The organism is Solitalea lacus (genome assembly GCF_022014595.1).
Lineage (GTDB): Bacteria > Bacteroidota > Bacteroidia > Sphingobacteriales > Sphingobacteriaceae > Solitalea > Solitalea lacus.
Map to the genome: position 1 here is coordinate 2,030,723 of NZ_CP091740.1, position 25,020 is coordinate 2,055,742.

General features: G+C 42.8%; 24 protein-coding genes and 1 riboswitch. Of the genes, 18 read left to right on the top strand and 6 right to left on the bottom strand.

From position 1 onward, the window contains the following. Positions 1 to 51: 51 nt before the first annotated feature. Positions 52 to 873 carry a phytanoyl-CoA dioxygenase family protein gene (locus L2B55_RS08645; RefSeq protein WP_237850135.1) on the bottom strand — a complete coding sequence of 274 codons (822 nt, stop codon included), beginning with the start codon at positions 871 to 873 and terminating at the stop codon, positions 52 to 54. A 429-nt stretch (positions 874 to 1,302) separates the two neighbouring features. Next, positions 1,303 to 1,554, bottom strand: coding sequence for a helix-turn-helix domain-containing protein (locus L2B55_RS08650; RefSeq protein WP_237850136.1), 252 nt, complete (start codon positions 1,552 to 1,554; stop codon positions 1,303 to 1,305). Between the two features lie 567 nt (positions 1,555 to 2,121). Here L2B55_RS08650 and L2B55_RS08655 point away from each other — a divergent pair. The 3 genes from L2B55_RS08655 to L2B55_RS08665 are packed head-to-tail and all read left to right on the top strand — an operon-like array spanning position 2,122 to position 8,059. Next, on the top strand, positions 2,122 to 3,459 hold the full coding sequence (locus L2B55_RS08655; RefSeq protein WP_237850137.1) for a TlpA family protein disulfide reductase: 1,338 nt from the start codon (positions 2,122 to 2,124) through the stop codon (positions 3,457 to 3,459). A 1-nt stretch (position 3,460) separates the two neighbouring features. Beyond that, positions 3,461 to 6,682 carry a SusC/RagA family TonB-linked outer membrane protein gene (locus tag L2B55_RS08660; RefSeq protein WP_237850138.1) on the top strand — a complete coding sequence of 1,074 codons (3,222 nt, stop codon included), beginning with the start codon at positions 3,461 to 3,463 and terminating at the stop codon, positions 6,680 to 6,682. Positions 6,683 to 6,700: 18 nt separating this feature from the next. Beyond that, entirely contained in the window at positions 6,701 to 8,059 is a 1,359-nt protein-coding gene (locus L2B55_RS08665; RefSeq protein ID WP_237850139.1) for a RagB/SusD family nutrient uptake outer membrane protein, read from the top strand. Positions 8,060 to 8,399: 340 nt separating this feature from the next. Here the strand turns inward: L2B55_RS08665 and L2B55_RS08670 are convergent, their stop codons facing one another. From L2B55_RS08670 to L2B55_RS08680, 3 genes are all read right to left on the bottom strand, one after another. After that, complete coding sequence (locus tag L2B55_RS08670; protein ID WP_237850140.1) at positions 8,400 to 9,461, bottom strand: hypothetical protein; 1,062 nt, start codon at positions 9,459 to 9,461, stop codon at positions 8,400 to 8,402. Positions 9,462 to 9,521: 60 nt separating this feature from the next. Next, positions 9,522 to 9,728, bottom strand: coding sequence for a DUF6520 family protein (locus tag L2B55_RS08675; protein ID WP_237850141.1), 207 nt, complete (start codon positions 9,726 to 9,728; stop codon positions 9,522 to 9,524). Between the two features lie 68 nt (positions 9,729 to 9,796). After that, positions 9,797 to 10,267 carry a MauE/DoxX family redox-associated membrane protein gene (locus L2B55_RS08680; RefSeq protein WP_237850142.1) on the bottom strand — a complete coding sequence of 157 codons (471 nt, stop codon included), beginning with the start codon at positions 10,265 to 10,267 and terminating at the stop codon, positions 9,797 to 9,799. Between the two features lie 405 nt (positions 10,268 to 10,672). Here L2B55_RS08680 and L2B55_RS08685 point away from each other — a divergent pair, with 405 nt between their 5' ends. From L2B55_RS08685 to traN, 15 genes are all read left to right on the top strand, one after another. Next, a complete protein-coding gene (locus L2B55_RS08685) occupies positions 10,673 to 11,515 on the top strand; it encodes an RteC domain-containing protein (RefSeq protein ID WP_237850143.1) in 843 nt (280 codons plus the stop codon). A 289-nt stretch (positions 11,516 to 11,804) separates the two neighbouring features. Beyond that, positions 11,805 to 11,902: riboswitch (TPP riboswitch) on the top strand. Between the two features lie 209 nt (positions 11,903 to 12,111). Continuing rightward, positions 12,112 to 12,606: a CHRD domain-containing protein gene (locus L2B55_RS08690; protein WP_237850144.1), complete on the top strand. Its 495-nt coding sequence runs from the start codon at positions 12,112 to 12,114 to the stop codon at positions 12,604 to 12,606. A gap of 375 nt (positions 12,607 to 12,981) precedes the next feature. Beyond that, on the top strand, positions 12,982 to 13,140 hold the full coding sequence (locus tag L2B55_RS08695; RefSeq protein WP_237850145.1) for a hypothetical protein: 159 nt from the start codon (positions 12,982 to 12,984) through the stop codon (positions 13,138 to 13,140). A gap of 37 nt (positions 13,141 to 13,177) precedes the next feature. Continuing rightward, positions 13,178 to 13,378, top strand: coding sequence for a hypothetical protein (locus L2B55_RS08700; protein WP_237850146.1), 201 nt, complete (start codon positions 13,178 to 13,180; stop codon positions 13,376 to 13,378). A gap of 244 nt (positions 13,379 to 13,622) precedes the next feature. After that, positions 13,623 to 13,961, top strand: a complete 339-nt coding sequence (locus L2B55_RS08705; RefSeq protein ID WP_237850147.1) for a DUF4134 domain-containing protein — start codon at positions 13,623 to 13,625, stop codon at positions 13,959 to 13,961. Positions 13,962 to 14,113: 152 nt separating this feature from the next. Further along, positions 14,114 to 14,431, top strand: coding sequence for a DUF4133 domain-containing protein (locus L2B55_RS08710; RefSeq protein ID WP_237850148.1), 318 nt, complete (start codon positions 14,114 to 14,116; stop codon positions 14,429 to 14,431). 21 nt (positions 14,432 to 14,452) lie between these two features. Continuing rightward, positions 14,453 to 16,930, top strand: a complete 2,478-nt coding sequence (locus L2B55_RS08715; RefSeq protein ID WP_237850149.1) for a TraG family conjugative transposon ATPase — start codon at positions 14,453 to 14,455, stop codon at positions 16,928 to 16,930. A gap of 3 nt (positions 16,931 to 16,933) precedes the next feature. Next, on the top strand, positions 16,934 to 17,623 hold the full coding sequence (locus L2B55_RS08720; RefSeq protein ID WP_237850150.1) for a conjugal transfer protein TraI: 690 nt from the start codon (positions 16,934 to 16,936) through the stop codon (positions 17,621 to 17,623). 9 nt (positions 17,624 to 17,632) lie between these two features. After that, entirely contained in the window at positions 17,633 to 18,283 is a 651-nt protein-coding gene (locus L2B55_RS08725) for a hypothetical protein (RefSeq protein ID WP_237850151.1), read from the top strand. Positions 18,284 to 18,331: 48 nt separating this feature from the next. Next, the gene (locus L2B55_RS08730; RefSeq protein ID WP_476749663.1) at positions 18,332 to 18,946 is read left to right on the top strand and encodes a TerB family tellurite resistance protein; all 615 of its coding nucleotides are present in this window, start codon (positions 18,332 to 18,334) and stop codon (positions 18,944 to 18,946) included. A 67-nt stretch (positions 18,947 to 19,013) separates the two neighbouring features. Continuing rightward, positions 19,014 to 20,225: a conjugative transposon protein TraJ gene (gene traJ / locus L2B55_RS08735; protein WP_237850153.1), complete on the top strand. Its 1,212-nt coding sequence runs from the start codon at positions 19,014 to 19,016 to the stop codon at positions 20,223 to 20,225. Between the two features lie 11 nt (positions 20,226 to 20,236). After that, positions 20,237 to 20,854 (top strand): conjugative transposon protein TraK, encoded by a 618-nt coding sequence (traK, locus tag L2B55_RS08740; RefSeq protein ID WP_237850154.1) that lies wholly within the window; start codon positions 20,237 to 20,239, stop codon positions 20,852 to 20,854. A gap of 3 nt (positions 20,855 to 20,857) precedes the next feature. Beyond that, on the top strand, positions 20,858 to 21,352 hold the full coding sequence (locus L2B55_RS08745) for a hypothetical protein (protein WP_237850155.1): 495 nt from the start codon (positions 20,858 to 20,860) through the stop codon (positions 21,350 to 21,352). Between the two features lie 14 nt (positions 21,353 to 21,366). Continuing rightward, positions 21,367 to 22,629: a conjugative transposon protein TraM gene (traM, locus tag L2B55_RS08750; protein WP_237850156.1), complete on the top strand. Its 1,263-nt coding sequence runs from the start codon at positions 21,367 to 21,369 to the stop codon at positions 22,627 to 22,629. Positions 22,630 to 22,681: 52 nt separating this feature from the next. Further along, positions 22,682 to 23,527 (top strand): conjugative transposon protein TraN, encoded by an 846-nt coding sequence (gene traN, locus L2B55_RS08755; protein WP_237850157.1) that lies wholly within the window; start codon positions 22,682 to 22,684, stop codon positions 23,525 to 23,527. Between the two features lie 32 nt (positions 23,528 to 23,559). Here the strand turns inward: traN and L2B55_RS08760 are convergent, their stop codons facing one another. Next, positions 23,560 to 24,906, bottom strand: coding sequence for an IS1380 family transposase (locus tag L2B55_RS08760; protein WP_237845715.1), 1,347 nt, complete (start codon positions 24,904 to 24,906; stop codon positions 23,560 to 23,562). Positions 24,907 to 25,020: the final 114 nt, after the last annotated feature.

Below are 25,020 nucleotides of genomic sequence, written 5' to 3' on the forward strand. Positions count from 1 at the left end.
TATTCTGAGCTTAGGAACTGCTGTTAGCTCTGTTTAATTGATTTTATAGCTTTAGAAATGTTTTTTTACAAGATGCTGCACTTTGTGATAAAGCGGCGTCCAGCTATTTTCGGACCTTGGCTTATATTTACCCTGAACAATAGGAATATACATCACCCTTCTTCTGCTTGCTTCGCCAGATAAAGTGGAGAGTGCCACACGGTGCCAAATTCTGCCAGAGTGTACGGTTAAGTCACCGGCTTCAGCAATTATGCAAAACTCATCTTTATCAGGATCGTTATCCAGAAAATAACGTTTGCGAAAAAGCATCTGATATAAACTCTGCTTATGGCTACCCGGAATAATTCTTAATCCTCCTTTTTCAATCGGTGAATCATCCAGGTAAATACCAACATTCAGCATTGGATTTAAAGTAAACTGAGTAAATAAATCACGTAGCCCATCGGTATGCCAGCCCATTTTTGTGTAATTACTTTTTCCTGTATTCACATAATGGCTTATCACCAAACCGTCTTTTTCATTCTCCGTCAAACGGGCATTATCCCCAATAAATTTTGTTAATAAACTTATGTGCGGATCTTGTAATAAGTTATGTAAGAATTGACTGTGTAATGAAGAAAATGCGAAGCGTTGAACAATTTCTTTTCCATTCTCGTCTTCACCATATTTAATAGGAATACCGTTAACTTTTTCAAGTCCCTGAGTAATCCATTTATTTTCAAGCTCACTTATTGCTTCCAATGTAGCTGCAACTTTTTCGGTAGATATAAATTTTTTAAAATGAATAAACCCGTATTTATCAAAAAAATCCAGTTGCTCTGCTGTTAACTCATCAGCAAGAAAAAATTTCTTGTTATAGTCATTTGTCGGCATCTTTTTTAATAAAAGGTAAACTAATTAATAATACGGAATTAATTGTTCATTTAATAGTACTTAGTTCATTTTAATTCTTCCTCTAAAGGAAAAGAATTTGGAGACTTTCTTCTACAAATAAAGAGCCCTGTTTCTAGAGATCTATTGATTTAAACACAGATCGGCTTACTCTTCATCATGTTAAGAGCAATTTGCAGTCCAAATTTTTTTCTCTGCATCAGTTCAATTTTTGCGGTCAGAGAGACTTTTGCTTATTTTGATCCGAGGTGACACTAACAAAATTTCACAATGAAGATTCGATACTAGTAGATGAAGTATACGATGTTAGTGTAAGGGAATAGTAATTCTGTTTTTCTTGGGCGAATTCCTATGTCAAAACAGCTTTAGAAAGTCCTTAAATCTAAAGCTAATATGTTTTAGGAACATCTTTTATTCTTTTAACTCCTCAAGTATTTCTTCTGGTATTTTGAAATCAAAAAAATCACTCAATGATATACCGAGCGCATTAGTAATTTGTAAAAGTTGAAAAACGGATGGATTTATATTGCCCTGTTCTAATCTGTTTATGCTCTGTTTATCTTTATTACACAGGTGTCCAAGTTCAGGTTGCGAAAGCCCTTTTTTGTTTCTTAAATAGGCAATTCTTTTACCAATTAATATTTTGAACTTATCCTTAGGCATGTTAATAGCATTAGGATGCAAGCTCTTTAGATATATTTATTTTTGAGTAAACGTATTTGTTTACTTTTGAATTTTATTTTATATTTGTCTTAAGGTAATCATGATAGGTATTTATTTATTCAATATTTAACCTTTCATGATTAAATTAATAATTTTGCGGCACTTCAAGAAAATAAGTTAGAGGTACCGCTTACGAGCCTCGCCACGAAATCTGGTAAATTGAACGCGAGAGTAAGTGAGAACCCATTCCCTATATTTTTATAGGGCTGGGACTCGCTTGTGTCTTTTGTGTTCACCTGTCTTTCATTTTATGATGGGCAGAAGGCTTACCAGGGCCTCGTGACAAAAGGCAGAGTCCCAGCCCTATTATTTTCTATAATCTCTGGTATTCTCCCCTCTAGGCTCTTTTAATATGCAACCAATTAAGAGAGAAATATGAAGTCTTATTTAACCATTCAATTCTTCGAAAAGCTACCACCTTGATCAGGGCAGATGCTGTAGGCATCCGGCTTATTTAGGCCGTAACATCTTAACAATCCAATCAATTTTCAATTAATCTTAAAAGCTATGAAAGAAAAAACAGGCTTAATGGGATGGGTATGGCCTGTTCCTAAGCCTCAAAAAACGGTACCGCAGGAGCCCAAAGCTCCTTGCAGGCATAAAGCACGGTGCAGCCTAGTCATCGGAATGCTATGCTGCTGCATCTCGGTAGGCGCGCTAGCCCAGGGCGCGAGCTTAACGAAGGAAAGAGTTAGTGTGGGTACCAATCTTTCGGATGTGAGTTTAACTACCATTCTCAACTTTCCGTTAAGCTCCGCCCGCCTCTCAGACTTTAAAGGTAAAGCCGTGATCCTTGATTTCTGGGCGACCTGGTGCGGCTCCTGCGTTTCGGCGATGCCTAAACTGCAAGCCTTACAGGGGCAGTTTGCCAAAGACTTGCAGGTGCTGCTGGTCACTAATGAAGAACAAGCGAAAATTGCATCCTTCCTCTTAAAGGTCAAACAGGTGAGGGACTTTACCCTGCCGGTTGTGCTGGACAGGGATCACCGGCTCTGGGAGCTGTTTAACATCCGGCTTGTTCCGCAGTATGCGTGGATCGACCGCCATGGGATCTTTCGCGGCGTCACTACCTCTGAGCAACTCACCCCGGGCAATATTCAGGATTTTGTCAGCGGCAATTATCACTTTCTGCCTGAACAGGCCGGGGCAGGAAGTTCTGCTGCAGGTGGAGGGGAGCCGTCGTCGGGTTTGCTGTATAGCTCCACCCTCAGCGGCTACCAAGCGGGAAGTGGAAGCAACAGCTTTATCGGTACGGGGAAGGTAAAGGCGGTGAACTGTACGCCGGAAATGCTCTTTCGCATTACCTATGGCCAGGGGAAACACCTCTTGCCATATCCCATCTGGAAAACCCGGGTGATCCGGAAGGATTCCTTGTCCCGTGCCCCAAAGGGGAAGAACACGGCACCCACCTATGGGTACGAGCTGAATTTCCCTGGCGAGGCTACCGATAAACTGCTGGCGATGATGCGCGCGGATCTGGAGCGTTACTTTCCGCTAACGGCAAGGCTGGAACAGCAAGCCATCAGCTGTTTGGCCTTACGGTGCAATGGAAAACCCATCCTTAATTCAACAGGCGGCCCGCCCCAGGCCGAGGAGAATTATTTCGGCGTGCGCCTGGTGAATCACCCCGTTCAGGCGCTCATCGAAACGCTGCAATCCTACTCAAACCTTGGCATACTGGATGAAACCGGCATCAGCTCGCCCATCGATATAGAGCTGAAGGCAGAGCTGGGCGACCTGGCTCAATTGCAAAAGGCTCTTGCCGCCTATCATTTGGAATTAACACCAGTCACCCGCCAGGTGGAGGTGCTGGTAATTAAAGATCGTACCACTCAACCTAACTGATATGAAACAACTGTTGAATTATATATGCGCACTCCTATTGTGTGTGCCGCAGCTGGCCAGCGGACAGACCAGCCCGCAAGGCTCGGTCACAGGACAGGTCCTTGCTGCCGATGGCCTTCCGCTGGCGGGAGCGAGCCTCTGGCTCAAGGGCAGCTCCGTTGGTACTTCTGCTGATATTGAGGGACAGTTCCGCTTAAGCCTTGCTCCAGGAGCCTATACGCTCGTTATTTCTTTTATTGGCTACCAGACCAAGGAAGTGAACTTTAAAGTTCCGCTGAAAACGGCCCTTTCGATTACCTTAACTGAAAATACTGCACAGCTGAAAGAGGTGGTGGTCTCCACGGGGTATCAACACCTGCCCCAGGCGCGGGCCACGGGCTCCTTTGCTAAAGTAGACCAGGTGCAGCTGGATAGGGTGGTGGCCACCGGTGTGCTGGCCAAGCTGGAGAACACGGTCAGCGGCCTGGTGGTGAACCGCTCGGCCTTCGGGGAACCAACGCTCACCATTCGCGGGCAGAGCACCATCTACGGCAATGCCCAGCCCCTGATCGTCGTGGATAACTTCCCCTATGACGGGGACATCGATAACATCAATCCGAGCGACGTGGCCAGTGTGACCGTGCTGAAGGATGCCGCTGCCGCCTCGATCTGGGGCGTCAGGGCTGGAAACGGGGTGATTGTGATCACCACCAAAAAAGGCAAAACGGAAGAGCCCTTGAAAATGCAGCTGACGAGCAACGTCACCGTTGGGCAAAAGCCGGATCTCGCTTACCTGCCCACGATTTCTTCGGCCGGCTTTCTGGATTTTGAGCGGCACATGTTCAATGCAGGCTATTACCAACCCCTGGAGCAGGACGAGACCCAGCCTGCCTTGAGCCCGGCAGTGGAACTGATGATCAAGGAGCGGGACGGGCTGATCACGCCAGCTGAGGCGGCAAGTCAGCTTGAGGCGCTGAGCAAACTGGACGTGCGTAAGGACTTGGCTCGCCATTTCTTTCGCCCGAGCGTCAACCAGCAGTACGCCCTGAGCTTCAAGGGAGGCAGCAAGAACGTGCGCTATTATGTTTCGGGCGGTTGGGACAATAACCTGCCCAGCGAAGTCGCCAATCACTACAAGCGCATGACGCTGAATTCCTCGCTCTCCTTTCAGCCACTCAAGCAACTGGAGCTGGGTGCAGGGCTAAATTATACCCAAAGTACCAGCCGCCAGAATAACCCGGGGATTAATTTACTCTCGAGTGCCTCGGCCTATGCCAGTAAGCGCCTGTACCCGTATGCCCAGCTGGCGGACGCAGCGGGCAATCCCCTTGCGGTAGTCAGCCAGTACCGGGCCGGTTTTGTGGAAAGTGCCCCGGCCAGCGGCTATTTGGACTGGAACTACCGCCCGCTTGAAGACCTCAGGCTGGCCCAAAACCGTGCCGACCAAAACGACATGAGGGCCAGCGTCCAACTGAAGTACTCCCTGACGGACTATGTGAACGCGGAAGCCAGCTACCAATACGAACGTGCTTTTACCAACACGACCAACCTGCAAAATAGCGCCTCGTTTGCCACGCGCGATCTGATCAACCAGTTTAGTGAAGGCAGCGGAGCGAGCCTGGTTCGGAACATTCCCCTGGGCGACATTCTGGACCGGCAGGACGGGCAACTGAATGCCCAGACCGTTCGCGGCCAGCTGAACTTTGTAAAAGACTGGAACCAGACGCACTCGGTGGCAGCGCTCCTGGGCGCAGAGGCCAAGGAGTTATCCACCCTGGCCAGCGCCAGCAGGCTGTATGGCTATGATCCGCAAACCTTGAGCAGCGAAGTACTCGACCTCACTAGAAGCTACCTAGTTCGCCCCTTGGGCTATTATAACTACATTCCCACCTTGCGCGGGCAAAGCGAAAAGCTGGACCGCTTCCGTTCCTTTTATGCCAACGCCTCCTATACCTTAAAAGACCGCTACATGCTGAGCGGAAGTGGCCGCCTGGATCAGAGTAATTACTTTGGCGTGGCCACCAATGGTCGATCCGTTCCGCTTTGGTCAGTGGGAGGAGGCTGGATGATCCACCGGGAGCCGTTTTATCAGCTCAAGGGGATATCCCAGCTGAAGCTACGGGCTACCTATGGCTACAACGGCAACATCGATAAAACGGTGACGGCCTATACCACCGCCCGCTACAGCTACGATCAACTCAACTTCGTCCGGAGCTTGGAGATTATTAATCCCCAAAATCCAGAGCTGCGCTGGGAAAAGGTGGGCATGCTGAATGTGGGCCTGGACTTTGAGCTGCAGGGCAAGGTGCTCAGCGGCTCTTTGGAATACTACCGTAAAAACGGACAGGACCTGATCGGCAACATGGCCCCGGATCCGACCAGCGGGGTGAGTAGCTTTCGCGGAAACGTTGCCCACATGAAAGGGCAGGGGATTGATGTGCACCTTAACAGTCGGAATTTGGACAAAGGGGTGAAATGGTCGAGTCAGCTGCTCTTCAGTTATGCCACCGATCGGGTGACGGATTACGCGAAAAAGGACGTGGCCTATAACTACACCCAGCTGAGTACGGGCATTGACATCTATCCGCTCAAAGGCAAGCCCGTGTACGGGGTGTACAGCTACCGCTTTGCAGGGCTGGACGCACAGACGGGCGACCCGGTGGGGTACGTGAACGGTGAGAAAAGCACGAACTATTCGGCCATCATGGGAGTCAGTCCCGAGGAGCTAGTGTATCACGGGCCGGCCCGCCCCACCTACTCGGGTGCCTTGCGCAATACGCTGAACTGGAAGAACTTCGGGCTTTCCTTTTCCCTTGGCTACAAGCTGGGCTATTATTTCCGCCGCAATTCCATCTCCTATTCGCAGCTGGCCCAAACCTGGAGCGGGCATAGGGACTATGACTTGCGCTGGCAGCAGTCGGGCGATGAACGGACTACCACGGTACCTTCCTTGCCGGCCCTACTGAACAGCAACCGGGATGATTTCTATTTGAAATCGGAGGTGCTGGTGGAGAATGCCTCGCATGTGCGGCTGCAGGATTTGAACCTGAGCTATGCATTACGTAAACAACAGCTCAAAGCGCTGCCGGTGGAGCACCTGGAGCTCTACCTGTATGCCAATAACCTAGGGGTACTCTGGAGGGCGAATAAGCAGGGGATTGATCCGGACGCGGTGCCCAACGGAGGCGCCTCGTTCCTGCCTGCGGTCAGAACCCTCGCCTTTGGAATCAGGGTGGATTTTTAACCTTTAACTCACAAGATCATGAAAAGAACCTATTTCCTATACGTTCTCCTTTTTACAGCAGGACTGTTCTCCTGCGGCAAAGAATGGCTGGATGCCCAGTCGGATAAAGCGCTGGTGGTACCTAGCAGTCTGCGGGATTTTCGGGAGCTGCTGGATAACGCTTCGGGGGTCATGAATAACAATTATGCCCTATTAGGGGAAATTGGCGCCGATAACTATTACCTCAGGGCAAGCACCTGGCAAGCGGCTTCCCTCACCAACCGGAATGCCTACGTCTGGGCCAAAGATGTCTTTGGAGGCAGAACAGAGCTGAGCTGGAATGCCGCCTACAAGCGGGTGCTTTACTGCAATACGGTGCTTCAGGGCCTGGAGGACCTCAAGTCCACTTCGGCCCAGCAGGACGAGTGGAAGGAGCTAAAAGGAACGGCCTTATTTTTCAGGGCCCATACCTTTTACGACCTGGCCCAACTCTACGCCCCGGTCTACTCCGAACCTACGGCAGGATCGGCCTTGGGCATCCCGCTGCGGTTAACCTCCAGCATTAATCAACGCTCGGGGCGGGCAAGCCTTAAGGAAACCTACGAGCGGATTGTGAGCGATTTAACCCAGGCAGCACCGTTACTCAGCACGGCCTCAGCCTATAAAACCCGGCCGACCCGGCAAGCGGCCATGGGCCTGTTGGCCCGGGTGCACTTGTCGATGCAGGACTATGAAAAGGCTTACCAGGCAGCCGATGCAGCGCTGCAGCTTAATCCGGCGCTGCTGGATTATAACCTATTGGATCTAATTGGGGCTAATCCCTTTCTGCCCATGAATGAAGAGATCGAGTTTTATGCTCAGCTTTCTTACAGTTCGATTTTAGCTTCCACCAACTACCGGGTGGATTCGATGCTGGTGCGCTCTTACGCGGCCAACGATTTGCGGCGGAAAGCCTTTTTCTCCCGCCGGCCGGATGGTACCCATACCTTCATCGGCAGCTACAGCGGAGCGTTGCACTTTGGCGGGATTGCCAGGGACGAGCTGTATTTGATCCGCGCCGAATGCCTGGCCCGAAAAGGCCAGGTACTGGAGGCGATGAACGACTTGAATACGCTGCTCAAAAACAGGATGGAACGCGTCAGCTTTGTGCCGCTTTCGGCAGGGAGCGCTGAGGAAGCGCTGCGGGTTATCCTCACTGAGCGCCGGAAAGAGCTCCTGTTTCGGGGGCTGCGCTGGACGGATTTGCGGCGATTGAACCTGGACGGGCGGTTTGCCGTCACCTTGAAACGGAACCTGAACGGAACCAGCTATGAGCTGGTTCCCCAGGATAAGCGCTATGTTTACCCGATTCCGGATGATGTGATCAATGCAAGTGGCATGCAGCAAAATGAGCGCTAATCGATAGGAGTACAACCTTTTCTATACATAGCTAAATGGTAAAGACCGGACCTTTTGTCCGGTTCTTTACTTTAATGTCTGGGGTATTCTTACCGTAAATTTTACCACCCGATTTTTGTAGTTAACTAACAGCTGATTAATTTTTTTTCCATTTCGGAGGTACGCAACTTTGTTTTTGGTAGTTTGAAGCCAACTAAAATTAGCCAGATGAATCCTGGAAATCTTGTCAATGGAATAAGAAAAAGAACTTTAGGGAATACCAAGAATAATGGCCAATTGTTGATGCTGTCATGGTTACATTATTTAGTAATGCTGTTTAAAATATGTTTAATCACAGCCTTTATTCTAATGTCTGGGGCTTTCTAATCGTAATTTTTACCACCCGATTTTTATAAAAAACCAGTAGCTTATCCTTATTGAAACTAAAAGAGATCAATTTTTGGCCTTTATGACTAGGAATGTAAAAACTACCACGATAGTTGCCGTTTTCTAAATTATAGACATCAATTACCGCATTATTGTTAAATGATGAATCTGTTTCATTATCAGCTTTAAGCATTGAATTGACAAATAATTTACCAGCATATATAGTGACAGATCCGTTTACATAAATGGGAGGAGCACTTAGGTTATAAACAGTCGACTGGCCGTCGGTAGATGAGGTTGCCTTTATTGGGGATGAAATGCAAGTGTCAATAGTCTTGAATTTGTTGACCAAGGTAAGGTTCGTATCAAGGCTAAGAATCGCATTTTTATAAAAGTGCGTATAATATACTTGATTCGTTTGTTTATCAAAGGTCAACCTACCATCCGTGGCAAATCCGCCATCAGGATGTAGAGGTAATTCCTCTGAATTTTCTTTTAGTTGTCGACCTGTTGGGAAATGAATTTTTCGAAAAACCTGTGTCCCTTTTGTGCTTCCTTCCGATCTTATGATCATAGTAGAGGGCGATATGATAACTCCCTTAGTGAAATGATATGGTAGGTTATAGTATTGGATTCGTCCGGTGCTTAAATCATACTTAATGATGCAAGGAACATTCCCTCCAAGGGTATATAGATCGTCGTTTAGTATCGTGCAGGTAAAAGCCGGAGCAAGATTTTCAGGAGCATCAAATCCAATAGTCAAAGGTTCTTTTTCTTTTAACAATAAGTCTGCTGTTATAATTTTTTGTGGTTGCCGCGATCTGAAATAAAGCCTCCCTTTATACTCTCCAATCAATTGATTGTATAATAGGTTATTTTCTAATTCACTTTCGACCTTTAAATCTAAATCCAGTATGTTTCTGGTAAAATCATTTTTTTGGTTTTGGGGCTTTCCATATAAAAGGTATAAAGTAAATACCAATCCTATTGCAATACTGCTAATAATCAGGATACTTATTGTTTGCTTCTTTTTCATTGTCTGAAGATGATTAACTATGAAATAAATGAAGCCAGGTTTCCCTGGCTTCAACATTGGTTACTTTTGCGGTGCCAGTTCCCTGAAGAAGGTTACCTGTCCTTGCGGAGTGTTAATATAACAACAGGCTATATCACCACCTTGACACTCTGTAGGTTGAACATTGCCTTTGCATTTCTCCAGCAAAACGTTGCCACTAGTGGCAAATGCAGAACCGATGCCTAAAACAATAGCTGCTACAGCTAAACTAACTTTTAACTTTCTCATAATAGAGGATGCTTTATTAACTCAAAAAGCAACAAAAACTCTAGATGAAAATAGATGCTTACTCTGTTTCACAGGTTTTCAGCTTTCCCCTGATTGGCCAATATTTTTGAATTTGCATTATTCAGATTGGAGGTTGATGAGCTTAAATAGATGCCAAGGATAGATAGGATAATAAAGATGCTGTTGAAAAAAATGTGCTGATTCCAGGATAATTCAGCTAGAATGCCACCACAGGAACAGGGAACATAATAGCTGAAGTTGATAGTGATGATGAGATAAGAAGTGAAGAGTATCATTAGAAATAAAGAACCATAAAGTCCGTAAATCCTGAATTTTCTATTCAGTAATACGATTACCAATAGGACTTCAGAAATAATAATAAACCCAGCCACCAATTGTGGGAAGTCACTTAGCAAGGGAGATTTTCCCAGCTCATTCTTAAATTCCTCAAAGGTTAAGAGTTTACTAAGAGCTGCATAGGAGAAAAGGGAAATTATTAAGGCGGTAATGATTCCAGTTGACCATTCTATCTTTTTCATATCAGACCGTTTTGATCAAATAAAATTAGTCTGATATATAAAATTTCTAGTTATAGATCTGTCAATATAGACGTTGACAATAATCAATAAATGAACATCTTAGAAAATATACTATTTATAGTTTTTGGGAATGATAATTAAGAAATTGTTTTTATAAATTATTAATAATTAACCATTTATAAATTGAGTTAATTGTTGGCTAGTCTGACTGATTCTTTATATAAAAATGGGAGGGACTTTAATGCAATAGTTTCATTCATATGGTTTTTAGTAAATTAAAAAAAACTTTTATTCAACTATGTGTACTAGCCTTATTAATTGGAACTTATTTAAAAGAGCACAGTTGAAGTAAAAAGCATAATAAACCTATGATTGATTCATTTATCATCTAAATCCTACATGCTTATGAACCATTTTAAAACAAATCTTTACGTCCGTATGAATGAACGCTTGCAATTATGTGCTATTGAATCGGAAAACATATTGCAAAGAGCTGAAAAGTCGTTTTACATTGCCGAATCAGCCTTACAAGAGCTCAAAGACTTTTTGTTTAATTATCGTTTTAAAACCACGTCGGAAGAAATTGAATTCTTTAAGGAAATCAAGCCATTATTTCTGAGGGAGTTGATCTATTTTATAGAGGTATTTCATCTTGAAGCTTCCAAACCATTTGGAGGTAAAGAGGGGCAAAGGAACTACTATCTGCAGGAGTTAGACCGATTAAGGCTTTTTTTTGACCGGAACAATTTCTTATACACCTATTACCGAACAAACAAAAGCCATATGGACGAACTGTTTTATTTAAGAAACAAGAGCTGTATTCCCATGCTTCCGGAATATTTATTGGATATGGATCCCAATTTTTCAACCATATACAGTTCCAAACTGGCCAAACTACAAGCGTTTGAGCAATTAAAGGAATATGTTAATCAATCATTAATGGCGCTGGATGAAATTGAACTTCAACCGGTCAAGTCCAAAGAAGTTTCCTCCACATGGACGGACTCCAAAGCATCGCTGATCGAGCTGGCCTATGCACTTCAGTCTAGCGGCTGCGTAAATTTCGGGAAAGCAGATGTTAAGCATATTATTACTAATCTTGAACGAATGTTCAATATACAATTAGGAAACTTCTATCGAGTTTATCAGGGAATGCGTATTCGCAAAAAGAATCGAACGGTATTTTTAGATGTGCTTAAAGAACGTTTGGAAAAAAGAATGGATGATGCCGATATGAGCTTTTATTAAAAAGCAAGAATAGTTAAAAATGAAAATGCCCCAAGGGCATGTCATTGGTAAATGTGGAGGCTGTCTTAAAAGGACAGCCTTTTTGGGTGCAGGCAATTAACTGCAAGTGCCAGTAATTATTTTGCCTAGTATCAAGATTTTTTAAAAAAAATATGCCAGCCTTAAGTATGAAATTTCTTATACACTCTGTGTAATTTCTTCTCGAACCTGGAATTAATTGACTAATTAAATGACGAAAAAGCCTTATCAGACTAAAAAAGTTAATGGCATGAAGTTTTCACTATATATTATGTTACTCGAGGGGTGCTTCTTTTTTTGGAGGCTGAGATCATACCCTTATACTTGAACTGGGTAATACTGGCGTAGGAAAGGAGTAATAGATGAAGCCTCTATTTATACGAGGCTTTTTCTTTTGAGTGTGCACGGCATGGGCAATAGCTTTAGGGTGCCAGTCCCGAACGTACTTGTTGAAATTTATGAACAAAATCGGGATATTCTAAACCGGTTATTTTTGTTATATGCTTTATGTTATTGATAATCAAGTGTTTGATGGCAAGGTGTTTGTGAATACTCTTTGAGGACCAAACATTTTCAAAATGCTAAGCAATAGAATGATTCCTATTAAAATGCTAGTCCTTCTAGGAATGGCGCTAGCATTTACATTACCCTTAACAACCTCTTGTAGTGAGGACGATTCAAACCCGATTATTAATACCAGTATGTTCGATGTTAGTGGGGTTCTTAATGCTCAATCTGAAGTTCCGCCTGTTATCAGTGTTGCTACTGGGTCGCTATCAGGTACATATGATGGCGATATAAACTTGCTTACTTATTCCATTACTTGGAGTAATTTAACAGGTGCTGCCTCAGCAATGCACTTTCATGGACCGGCAGCCCCTGGTGTTAGTGCTTCTCCAACGTTAACTATTCAAGGTTTTCCTGCTGCTGCTGCAGGAAGTTATTCTTCTCAAGCTACGCTAACTGAAGATCAGGAACGACAATTATTGGATGGAAATTGGTATTTAAACATTCATACACCAACTAATCCTAACGGGGAAATAAGAGGTCAGGTTCAAACGAATCTTAAATAAAAGTTAAAAGGGCTGCCTAAAATGGCAGTCCTTCATTTTACCAGCAATGCTGACTTTTAATATCCCCCGAGCTCTACTCATTGACACTTCTATTGCTATTTTAAATCATTTTAAGTTAAGCGTTTTTACCATCCAAATTATTTCCGGTAATCCTGATTTGTTAGGTAACATCACCATGGTTTAAATCTCCATAAAAATGGCTGAAAAATATATTCAGAGCTGATTATGAAAATACCAACTGCCTTTTTCTCAAATTCCCTCTTAATCAATAACTAATTTTCTTTTTAAATAATAGTTGTTAGCTAACTCCAAAGTGTCATAAATGCCCTTTGTATTCAACCATCTTTACTTATGTAGTCGGGACACAACCGAGACATGAAACTAAAAGTAAAAGATATGTTTAACGGAATTACTTGGGACGAATTTATAACTGGTTTGGGCCTTTTGGCAATCCTTTATTACATCATTGTAACCATCGTTTATTACCGCACTGATATCAAGAACAACATAAAGAGAAGAATGAAAAGTACCTAGACTAAATGGATGTGCAGGAGCGCAAAAGTTTTCAAGGTTGGATGAATTAGAAGAAGTGATAAGTGAGAGAGGAGAGAGCATCCTGGAAATGGCAGGCAAAAATGCTAGCGAAGCAGAGCTGATTGCTCAGTTAAAAGCGAAGCTGGTGAGCCATGAGGGGTTACATCTGCCTGCCTGCCAGGTTGTTATCATCAATTTTCTTAACAGAGAGTCCAGGAATTATGCGGAATGGTGCTGAGTGAAGAGGATTTAGAGTGCGGGGGATGCATCAGTCCGCTGAAAATTGCTTCTGGGAAAAGACAACACTAATATGTGTGGGTGGAGCGTGTAATGTGTTAAAAGTGTTGTTAAGTGTGTTTGGATGGGTTTAATTAGTGGAGAGAGCATGACAAACACCACGGAAGTCCTTCAAAGACCTTCCCGCAACCAGCGGGAAGGCCGGCCGAAGGAGCTTAGTCTTTGACTTTTTTAAAAATAGTTAGATGAAAACAGTAAGAAATGGATTTAAAAAGTTTTCGGGTAGAAAACTATCGGCCTTTGCAACTTGTGTGGCCCTGGCACTGATTAGCTTACACACCTATGGACAAAATGGGAATGCCGGAATTGAAGAGGCCAACCAGCAAGTGCGAAGTTATTTTGATTCGGGAACCAACCTGATGTATGCAATAGGTGCCATCCTTGGTTTGATAGGCGCTGTAAAGGTCTATCAGAAATGGAATGCCGGCGATCCCGATACGGGCAAGGTGGCGGCAGCCTGGTTTGGCAGCTGTGTGTTCCTTGTAGTGGTCACCACAGTAATCAAATCTTTCTTTGGCATTTAGAGGATCTATGCTGAGGTTGTTTCTGGAAAAGCTATAGCTACCTGATCTATAAATAATCTGAAATTATCGCATTACTTAGACAAAAGGTGCAACATGTTGTGCCTTTACTTGTCCGGAAAAGCGATTGAACAGTACTTGAAGAACATCTACAAATGAATAACAGTATCTATCAAATCAATAAAGGCATTAATAAAAGTGTTGAATTTAAGGGACTAAGAGCGCAATACATTTGGTATCTGGGTGCAGGCCTGGTGTTGCTCTTAATCCTGTTTGTCATTCTTTATATCATTGGTGTTAATTCATTTGTCTGTATTGGGATAGTCATGCTTCTAGGTACGCTATTGATTTTCAATGTATACTCATTAAGCAATAAGTACGGAGAACATGGAATGATGAAAGCGCTAGCCAAGCGTAGTTTGCCTAAAGTGATAAAGGTGCAATCCCGAATTTTTCTAAAAAGAACAAATTAACAGCAAGGTAAATAGGTGGGTATGGAAAAGCAGATGAGTGATATTTTACCGATAATGGATGTGGAACATGATTGTATCGTTTCAAGGCAAGGAGACATTACTGTGGTGTATCAGGCAGAATTGCCTGAATTGTTTACCCTGTCAGATAAAGAATATGAGGCCTTTCACCAGACATGGATCAGAGCACTAAAAGTGCTGCCCAAATTCTCTGTATTCCATAAGCAAGACTGGTTCATTGAAAGTCGTTATGCTGCAGATTTTGAAAAAAGGGAATCAAGCTTTCTGACCCATAGCAGCGAACGTTTTTTTAACGAGCGGCCTTACCTCAAGCACATATGCTATTTGCTGCTTACCAAGAAGCCCGAGGGCAGAAAGCTGAGTTCATCGCTTTTTTCCAACCTGTTGCGGCGATCCTTTGTTCCGCCACAAACCATAAATCAGCAATTTTTACATGACTTTCTGGATACAGCTAGTCAATTTGCGAGGATTCTTGAAGACAGCGGTTTTGTAAAATTAACCCGCCAAAAGGAGAAAGACCTTGTGGGGGCATCAAAAACGATGGGATTGATTGAACGTTATTACTCACTTTCTGAGCATACAACTCCTCCGCTGCTTAAAGACATTAGCTTTGATCGGGAATTAAAAATCGGCAATCAATATTGCCAGCTGTTTACCCTTGCAGAACCGACTGAATTACCAGCTCTGTGTGGAGCGCGAATCAATTATGATCGTTATTCTACCGACAGAACGAAGTTCAGTGTGGGTTTTACTGCTTCACTAGGGCAACTGCTTTCCTGTAATCATATATATAATCAGTATATTTTTATTGAGGACAGCGTCCAGACACTGAAGAAATTTGAAAACAAGCGGCTGCGATTGCAGTCATTGTCCGCCTATTCACGAGAAAATGCGATCGCACGAGATGCGACCAATGAGTTTTTGAATGAGGCTATCCGTTATCAGCGATTACCTGTTAAAGCGCATTTTAATGTACTGGTCTGGACGGATCAGCAATCAATGCTGAAGGAACTGAAAAATAAAGTCATTTCAGCCCTGGCAGAAATGGAGGCCACTGCAAAGTTAGAAACTGCAGGTGCTCCGCAAATCTTCTGGGCAGGTATTCCCGGCAATGCAGCTGATTTTCCAATGAACGATACGTTTGATACGTTTTGTGAACAAGCGAGTTGTTTCCTGAATTTGGAGACCAGTTACCGCTCCTCTTTAAGCCCATTCGGAATTCGTTTAGGGGACCGGCTTTCTGGTTATCCGCTACATGTGGATATCAGTGATGAACCCATCAAGCGGGGATACTGTACCAATCGTAATAAATTCATATTGGGGCCTAGTGGCAGTGGTAAATCTTTTTTTACCAATCACATGGTTAGATCCTATTACGAACAGGGAACACACGTAGTACTGGTAGATGTGGGACATAGCTACAAAGGGCTGTGCGATATGGTTGGAGGCTATTATTTCACTTACGATGAAAAGCATCCGATCTGTTTTAATCCTTTTTACATCGGCGAGGGTGATCTGTTGGATACCGAAAAAAGGGAAAGCATTAAAACCCTGCTACTGGCATTATGGAAAAAGGATGACGAAACATTTAATCGTAGCGAATACGTGGCGCTATCTAATGCACTTAGGCTCTATTATGAAAAGCTTGCATCGGATTCTTCTATATTTCCCGGCTTTAATAGTTTTTACAAGTACCTGCGGGATGAGTTTACGTTGGTTCTTGCTAATGACAATGTGAAGGAAAAAGATTTTGATATCAATAACTTCCTGTATGTGCTCAGACCTTATTATAAAGGTGGAGAGTTTGACTACCTGCTCAACGCTACAGAGAATCTTGATCTCCTCAAGGAGCGATTTATTGTATTTGAATTGGATAACATCAAAGACCATCCTATTCTTTTCCCCGTGGTTACCATCATCATCATGGAGGTCTTTATCAGTAAGATGCGTAAGCTAAAGGGCATCCGTAAAATGATTTTGATAGAAGAAGCCTGGAAGGCCATTGCCAAGGAAGGTATGGCTGAGTATATCAAATACGTCTTTAAAACCGTTCGCAAGTTCTTTGGCGAAGCGATAGTGGTTACCCAGGAAATTGAGGATGTAATCACCAGCCCCATAGTAAAGCAGGCTATCATCAATAATGCCGATTGTAAGATTCTTTTGGATCAGTCCAAGTACCAAAACAAGTTCGATCAGATACAAGAGCTCCTGGGACTAACCGAAAAGGAAAAAGCCTTGGTGTTATCGGTCAATAGAGCAAACGACCCTGACCGAAAATATAAAGAAGTTTTTATCTCTCTTGGAGGGATGTATTCCAAGGTTTACCGTACGGAAGTATCACCGGAAGAATACTTTGTTTATACAACAGAAGAAACAGAAAAGCTGAAAGTGCAGGAATATGCACGTAAATATGGCAGCATTGCCAAAGGAGTAGCAACCCTGGTGAGGGATTTGGGGATGGATAATCACAAAAAGGAGTAAACCATGAAGACGATTCGTAAAATAGTTACCATCATGTTTTGCTTTACGCTTACACTGATGCCTGTCAAAGAATTGAATGCCACGGTTCCTGCAGGAATACTTGAAGTGATAAAAGCTGGCGTTATAAAGGTGATCAAGGCTGTTGATCTGCGGATTCAGCGGTTGCAGAACAAAACTATCTGGTTGCAAAATGCACAGAAAACAATTGAGAACGCAATGGCTAAGCTTAAGCTACAGGAGATTACCGACTGGACTGAAAAGCAGAAAGTACTTTATCAGGAGTATTTTGAAGAACTACACAAGGTTAAAACCATCATTACCTATTACCAAAAAGTAAGGGCCATCTCAGAAAAACAGGCCCGGCTTCTGTCCGCCTATCAAAAGGCATGGAACCTTTTGAAAAACGACACACATTTCACTCCGGAAGAACTGCATGTTATGTCAAAAGTGTATGGTGGAATGCTCAAGGAAAGTGCAAAAAACATCGACCTGTTGCTCATGCTCGTTAGTTCTTTTCAAACTCAGATGAGTGATGCCAAACGCCTTGAACTCATTAACCAGGCTGACAAACAGATAGAGGCCGTGTTTTATGATCTTGTAAAATTCAACCGTCAGAATATTCGCTTGAGTTTAATGAGGGCCAAAGAGCAGCAAGACATTGAAGCTATCAAACGATTTTATGAACTGCTTTAAAAGTCGATAATGAAAACTCTTTACATTCTATTAATACTATTAATGTGGGCAGTAGGAATTAAAGCACAAACCTTTGATGAATGGTTCCGCCAAAAGAAAACGCAGAGGAAGTACCTTTTGCAGCAAATTTCCGCCTTAAAAGTTTACGCCAACTACCTTGACGAAGGATACAAGATTGCTAAAGAAGGGCTGGGATTGATTGAGCAATTTAAAAATGGAGAATTGGGTTTGCACACCCGGTACTTTAACGCTTTGAAAAATGTAAATCCGGTTATCAGAAATCTACCTATAGTTAAAGAAGCAATCCTAATTCATTTTAGCACTCAGCAGATCGTTACTGAGACGGAAGAACAACTTAAGCGCAATAAGACATTTGATTTAAACGAGCGGAAATACTTGCAGCTAGTTTTTCAGAGAATTGATCAAGGAAATAAAAGATTGGTGGACGAGCTTTTCGAGGTGTTGGAAGATGGGAAACTGGAGATGACGGACGATGAACGACTAAACAGGATTAACAAAATGCATCAGCAACTAACACAAGTTAATGTCTTTGCTGTGCAATTCTGCCAAGATGCTTTAATCCTTGAAAAGAATAAAGAGCGAGAACAAAAGGATCTGAAAACCAGGATGAACCTCCTCAATACAGATAAGGATCAATGAATGATTTTAAACCGGTTTATGATGAAAGGATTTGTTATAAGTGGTGTGATGACCATCCTGATTTGCTTTAACACAATGAGTGTGAAAGCTCAACAATATGAGATTGAACAACTGCTGTTGAATGTTGAAAAGCTTAGTCAATTCAAGCAAATATTGGAGGACATGCAGAAGGGCTACAAAGTTGTAAGTACGGGTTACAATACTATTAAAGATTTGTCGGAAGGAAATTTCAGTCTTCACAAAACCTTTCTTGACGGTCTTTTGGAGGTTAGCCCAACTGTCAAAAATTATAAACGAATTGCAGAAATCATCACCATGCAAAGGGGCTTGGTTCGGGAATATAAATCGGCATTTAACCGTTTCAATGCTAGCGGGAGCTTTACCCCTGGAGAGTTGAATTATATGTTTCATGTATACGAAAGACTATTGGATAATATTAAAAATGATTTGGAAAGTCTTTTGATGATTGTTACTGCCGGTAAGCTCAGAATGAGTGATGATGAACGTTTAAAGGCCATCGACGATTTGTTTCTGAGTCTTCAGGAGAAAGTGAGTTTCCTTCGGAATTTCAATAACAGCTCCACGTTGCTTTCTTTAGCTCGCTTGAAAGAGCGCCGTAATCTCAATGCCATTCAAGAGTTATACGGCCTCATATCTCCATGATTATGGCTTGTATTCTAAGATTAGAATGAATGAGATAAGTGTGATTGAAAATTTAATCTGTAGATCAATGAGAATAAGCAGAATAATTGTGCTAATTGTAATCCAGACCTTGTTAATTCCCTCATTAGGTCATGGGCAGACCATTACGGATGAAATGAGCAGCTTGCACCAGGTGCTTGAACGGTTGTATGAAGAAATGATGCCCTTGTATAGCAAGCTAACAGGTGTTGGACAAGGTATTGCCGGTATTGCGGCGACCTGGTACATCGCTTCCCGTGTTTGGCGGCATTTAGCCAATGCTGAGCCCATAGATTTTTACCCACTGTTTCGCCCTTTTGTTTTGGGCTTCTGCATTATGCTATTCCCTTCGGTACTGGCATTAATTAACGGAGTGATGCACCCGGTAGTAAGGGCAACTTCTACGATGGTGGATGACTCGGATAAAGCCATTCGGGTATTGCTTGAGCATAAGGAAGCTGCAATAAAAAAGACTCGGGCATGGCAAATGTACGTTGGGGAATCGGGAGCTGGCAACAGAGACGAGTGGTATAAATACACTTATGATAACGCTGATCCTGGAGAAGAAGGAGTGTTGGATGGCCTGGGAAATGATCTTCGGTTTGTCAGTGCAAAACTATCTTATAGCTTTCGTAATTCTGTAAAGGAATGGATGAGTGAGATACTGGCTGTTTTGTTTGAAGCAGCAGCGCTTTGCATCAATACACTTAGAACCTTCCAACTAATTGTGCTTTCTATTTTAGGCCCTCTTGTTTTTGGTTTGGCCGTCTTTGACGGGTTTCAGCATACCTTGACCGTATGGCTGGCGCGTTACATTAATATCTATTTGTGGCTACCTGTGGCCAACATCTTTGGCAGCATCATTGGGAAAATTCAGGAAAACATGTTGAAGATTGATATCACTCAGGTGGAAGAATATGGAGACACGTTTTTCAGTGCTTCGGATGGCGCTTATCTAGTATTCATGATAGTCGGCATCATCGGATATTTTACGGTGCCATCGGTTGCCAATTACATTGTTCATGCTGGTGGAGGAGGAGGGTTGACTCAAAAAGTAACAAGTATGCTCGGAAGTTCATCACGGACAACCGTAGCGGCTGCCTCAGCCGGTGCTGGTATGGTGGCTGATGTTATGGGCAATGCTGCGGGGAAAATCAGAAACAGTATGTCTACTAGCGGAACCAGTTCAGGTTATTTCAATGAAGGCAATAGTAGCAATAATCCTTCGGGATATATGAATGACAAACTATCGGGCAAGTAAAATCTAAGGGTATGTTCAAGCAAATGAAAAACATTGATACCGCTTTTCGTTATGTGCGGGGATTTACAATAGTGGTTGTCACCACAAGTATGCTACTTAGCGGATTTGCATTATATAAAAGCTTCCATCTGGTAACTCAAATGCAAAATAAGGTCTACATCCTTGCTAACGGAAAAGCTTTGGAGGCATATGCTAATGATCGGAAAGATAATGTTGAAGTGGAAGCAAGGGATCATGTAAAGACTTTTCATCAGCTTTTCTTTACACTTGATCCGGATGATAAAGTCATCCAGACGGGTATAACAAAAGCACTTTATATGGCCGACATCTCCGCAAAACGTGCCTATGATAACCTGAAAGAACAAGGATTCTTTGCAACCTTGATTGCTTCAAATATCAGTCAGGAGCTTAGGGTTGACAGCATTAAAATTGAAGTAGGCAATTACCCGTATCGATTTCGTTGTTATGCTGTTCAGCGAATCATTCGCCCAACCAGTATTGTTTTACGTAACCTGATTACCGAAGGGTTTCTTAGGAATGTTGCCCGATCGGATAACAATCCACACGGCTTTTTGATTGAACGATGGGAGACCATCGAAAACAGGGATTTGAAAACTGAAAACCGGTAAGCAATGGCTGCATTTCTAAAGTTTAAACCGCAAAGAGGTACTAGAGCTGATGAAGACAGTATTGTTCGGGAACTCATGGCGCGAAAAATTGCCCAGGTCATCTCGTTCATGCAGCAGATGTGGGTCAATGGAATGAATGCGCTTTTTATGCGAATGACACAGCGGCAACAAAGAATTTTACTTGTGTTGGTGGCAGTAATAACATTGGGGGTGAATGGTTATTTGATCAGCCATGGATTGGTAAAGACTGACTATAACCCCCTAGACCTGCCAGCGTCTAAAATACCTGGATCAATTAACCTCTTTTCGAAAAGAATCCAGGTTTCAAGACCTGTTGTAACCCCGGAAGAATTTATCCGAATAGATAGTTTGAAGAAAATTCTGGTTAGACAGATGTATTTATCTAAGGTTTCAAATGGAAAAGACAGTCTTTTTGAAAAGCATCAAAGGCTACTTGACAGCCTGCTTTATATCGAGCGAATTTATCAGTCACAATAAAAATAATAAGAGTTATGAAATTACAACATTCACCTGCGTTTTTGCGAAAACGAAAATTCTTAATGGTATTGCCATTACTGACGCTTCCATTTTTGACATTTTTATTTTGGGCGCTGGGAGGAGGGAAGGCCACAAATGCAAATGCAAAAACAAAAGAACAAAAGGGCTTCAATCTTACATTGCCGGAGGCAATAATTAAGGAGGAAAAAGCACTTACCAAATTGAGTTATTATGAAAAGGCCGCTCTCGATTCTCAGAAACTAAAGGAACTGATTAAAAATGACCCCTACTATAAGCGGAATATAAATGATGAGCCTATGCTGCAAAACGAAACCAGTAATATAGATGTCTCCGCGATTAAGGGATTGCAAACTTCGCCGAACATAATAACTAAACAAGTTGATGAGGACGAGGCGGCTATCTATGCAAAGCTAGAGCAACTGGATGCTGCAATAAGACAGCCATCAGAAACTCCAAAGAACGAAAAAGGCAAACAGAAAACGGTTTCTGTAAAAAGCAGGGAAGTCGACCGATTAGAGCAACTTATGTCGAATATGAATTCTTCAGAAAGTGAAGACAAAGAACTTCAGCAATTAAACGGTATGCTAAACAAAATACTGGATATACAGCATCCTGATCGGGTACGCAAAAAAATCAAACAAGAATCTAGGGAAGAAAATGAGCTGCTGCCTACTGTTACTGTCGGCAATGATCACACGCATGTCTCATTGTTAAGTAACATCAAGGAAAATCAACTGTCTTCGTCAAATGGTTTTTATGGACTGGCAGAAGAGGAAAAAAATAACGCCATGCAAAATGCAATCCCGGCAGTTGTTGAGGGAACTCAAACAATTGTTAACGGTTCGGTTATAAAACTTAGACTTGCGGCCGACACTTTTGTAAATGGCTTGCTAATTCCCAAAGGGCATTTGATTTTTGGAACGGCAACAATCAGTAAGGAACGGCTTATGGTTCTGATTAACAGTGTCCGTTATCAGGATGCTTTATTGCCGGTAAGGCTAAAAGCATACGATTTGGATGGTATTCCTGGTTTGTATGTACCGGGAGCGATTACCCGGGAAGTTGCCCAACAGTCGGCTGAGCGGTCCATGCAGTCTATTGATTTCTCGGACTTGGATGCATCAATAAAAGGAAAAGTAACCAGCGAAGGTATTGAAGCGGCGAAGAGTTTGATCGGTAAACGTATTCGAGCCCCGAAAGTGACCGTGAAATCCGGTTATAAAGTGTTGCTGGTGGATGAAAATCAAAGTCATTAAACAGCCGATCCTCAATAAGAATCTATCAGATTACTCAACTAAAATAATTCCAATGAAAAAGATTTGTGTGTTAATAATAACAGGAATTATAATATTCCTTAATTCGGTGGTACAGGCACAGCAGGTTTCCTTATCCAGATCAGAAGCGATTGTACCTTGCCAGCTTTTAATTACTTTTTCTAAAACTACCAGTATCGTATTCCCTTTTTCGATTAAAAGCATAGATCGCGGGAGCAGTGATGTATTGGTTCAGCAGGTAAAGAATGTATCGAATGTTATGTTAGTCAAAGCTGCAAAAGAGGGATTTAATGAGACTAATCTTACGGTTATTACAGCCGATGGATCTTTGTATTCATTTCTGGTGAATTATGCTTCCAATCCAACTGGTTATGCATTTCAAATAAGCAAGGACACCGTTTCCAGTCAAGAGATTGTATTTACTGATGGTAAGCTGAATGAATTGGAGATTGCCCGACTTGCAGAACGTATTGTCAAAGAAAAACCCATCATAAATAAAAAAGATAAAAAATACGGCATCGGAATAAATCTTCTTGGAATATACGTTAAGGATGATGAATTGTATTTTCAGCTGAGACTGAAAAACTGTACCAATATTCGTTTCGATGTAGAACAGCTGCGGTTTACTATCCTTGATCAAAAGCAATCCAAACGAACGGCTATTCAGCAGCTTGATATAATACCGATAGAAACCTTCGGTAATGTCAAAACCATTAAAGAAAATACGGAAGAGATAATTGTTGTCGCTTTTCCAAAGTTCACTGTTTCTGATAAAAAATACTTGCAGGTGCAACTTATGGAACATAACGGAGGACGGAACTTGTCTTTAAAAGTTCGTAATCCGACAATTATTAAAGCAAAGCCTATAGCATTAGAGTAGCATTCTATTATCCCAAAAAAGTCATTAGGGATTTAAGTTTTTGTCAAGTCAAATGTTTTATTGCAATTCCATAGGCCGGTAAACCATTCTCTTCGTTTCATGGCCAGCGACAGTTTTAGGATTTTCTGGCTGCCGTTTTTTACCATATACCCGCCAATGGCAAACACCTTGTAGCGTAATGTTTTCAGGCGTTGTTCTACTTGGGTATTAAGCACGACCTGCCTGAAAAGGCTGATGAAGTTATAGGCCATCATCACCCAGTTCAGGGCCGCTTCGGTAGCATCAAAGTTTTTAAGATTGAAGCTGTCTGCCCCAAAATCGTATTTCAGTTCTTTGATCCGGTTTTCGCAATTGGCCCTTTGCCGGTACAGATTCCACACCTGAAGCGCCGGCAGGGTTAAATCGGTGACAAAACAACTGTAGCGGTAATTTTTATAAATGCCCTCGTCTTCAAATAGTTTCAGCGTTTTGTCCGTTGCACAGGGGCGTTCACTGACTTGCTGGCGGACCATGACCAGCCTTCTGGGTTGATCCCACAGGGGACTTTGATAAGTGCTTTCGGCCACTTCGATACCAGCGGTAACTTTTACCCACAGGTGTTGTGCGGCGAGTTTTTGTTGGATCGGTTTGTACTGCCGGGCGGCAATGATGTAGTTGCCCACTTGTGGACTTTGCTCCAGATACTCAAATACTTCTTTACCGTAAAATCCACTGTCGGCCCTGAATAAGCCTATTTTTTTACCGTTTAGTTTTTCTATCGTATCGGCTAAAAAGCCTTGGAAATTATTGCTCGTATAGCTGTCGCCGCTTCGCAGCCAAAAGTTGGCGACCATTTTTGTTTCCTCTATAAAGGCGATTAAAGGATGATGACTGTTGCGGCCTGGCTTAAGGGGGTTGTATCCTTTTTTACTACCCTGTTGCCCGCCGTATCGGGTAAGGATGGTGGAGTCGACATCCAGCGTGTAATTATCATACTGCAGATTGCCAAAAAACCATTGGTATAAAGGGGTGAAGATCTGCTGGTTGGTGGCCAGGGTATGTTTGTTGAAAAAGCGCTGGATGGCTTTACTGCCTGCCATTTGTTTGAAACCCCAGCATTGTTTCATGACCGCATCATGGCGTGTTACCTCGCAATGTTCAAACTTGTTGGCCCCACACCATATGCTGGTCATAAACTGTTGGATGAGTTGATGCGGGGAATAGCCCCGGTTTGACCCTGGGGCTGGCAATGGCAACCGATCCAAGGCTGCTTCAAACTCCATCCTGTCCAGCATTTTTTTCAGTAAAACAATGCCCGACCAGGGCGTTATTTCTTTGTCTGTAAAGTCAATTTTCAGGTCCAAGTTCAAATAAGGTTTACTTACTGCAATTTCCTCCAATTTACATTGGTATAAAACCAATAGTTATCAACAAGTTAACACTCTTAATTTCTAATGGCGGTCATTAGAAATTGAGGCTAATGACTTTTTTGGGATTATTTGAATTCACTAATA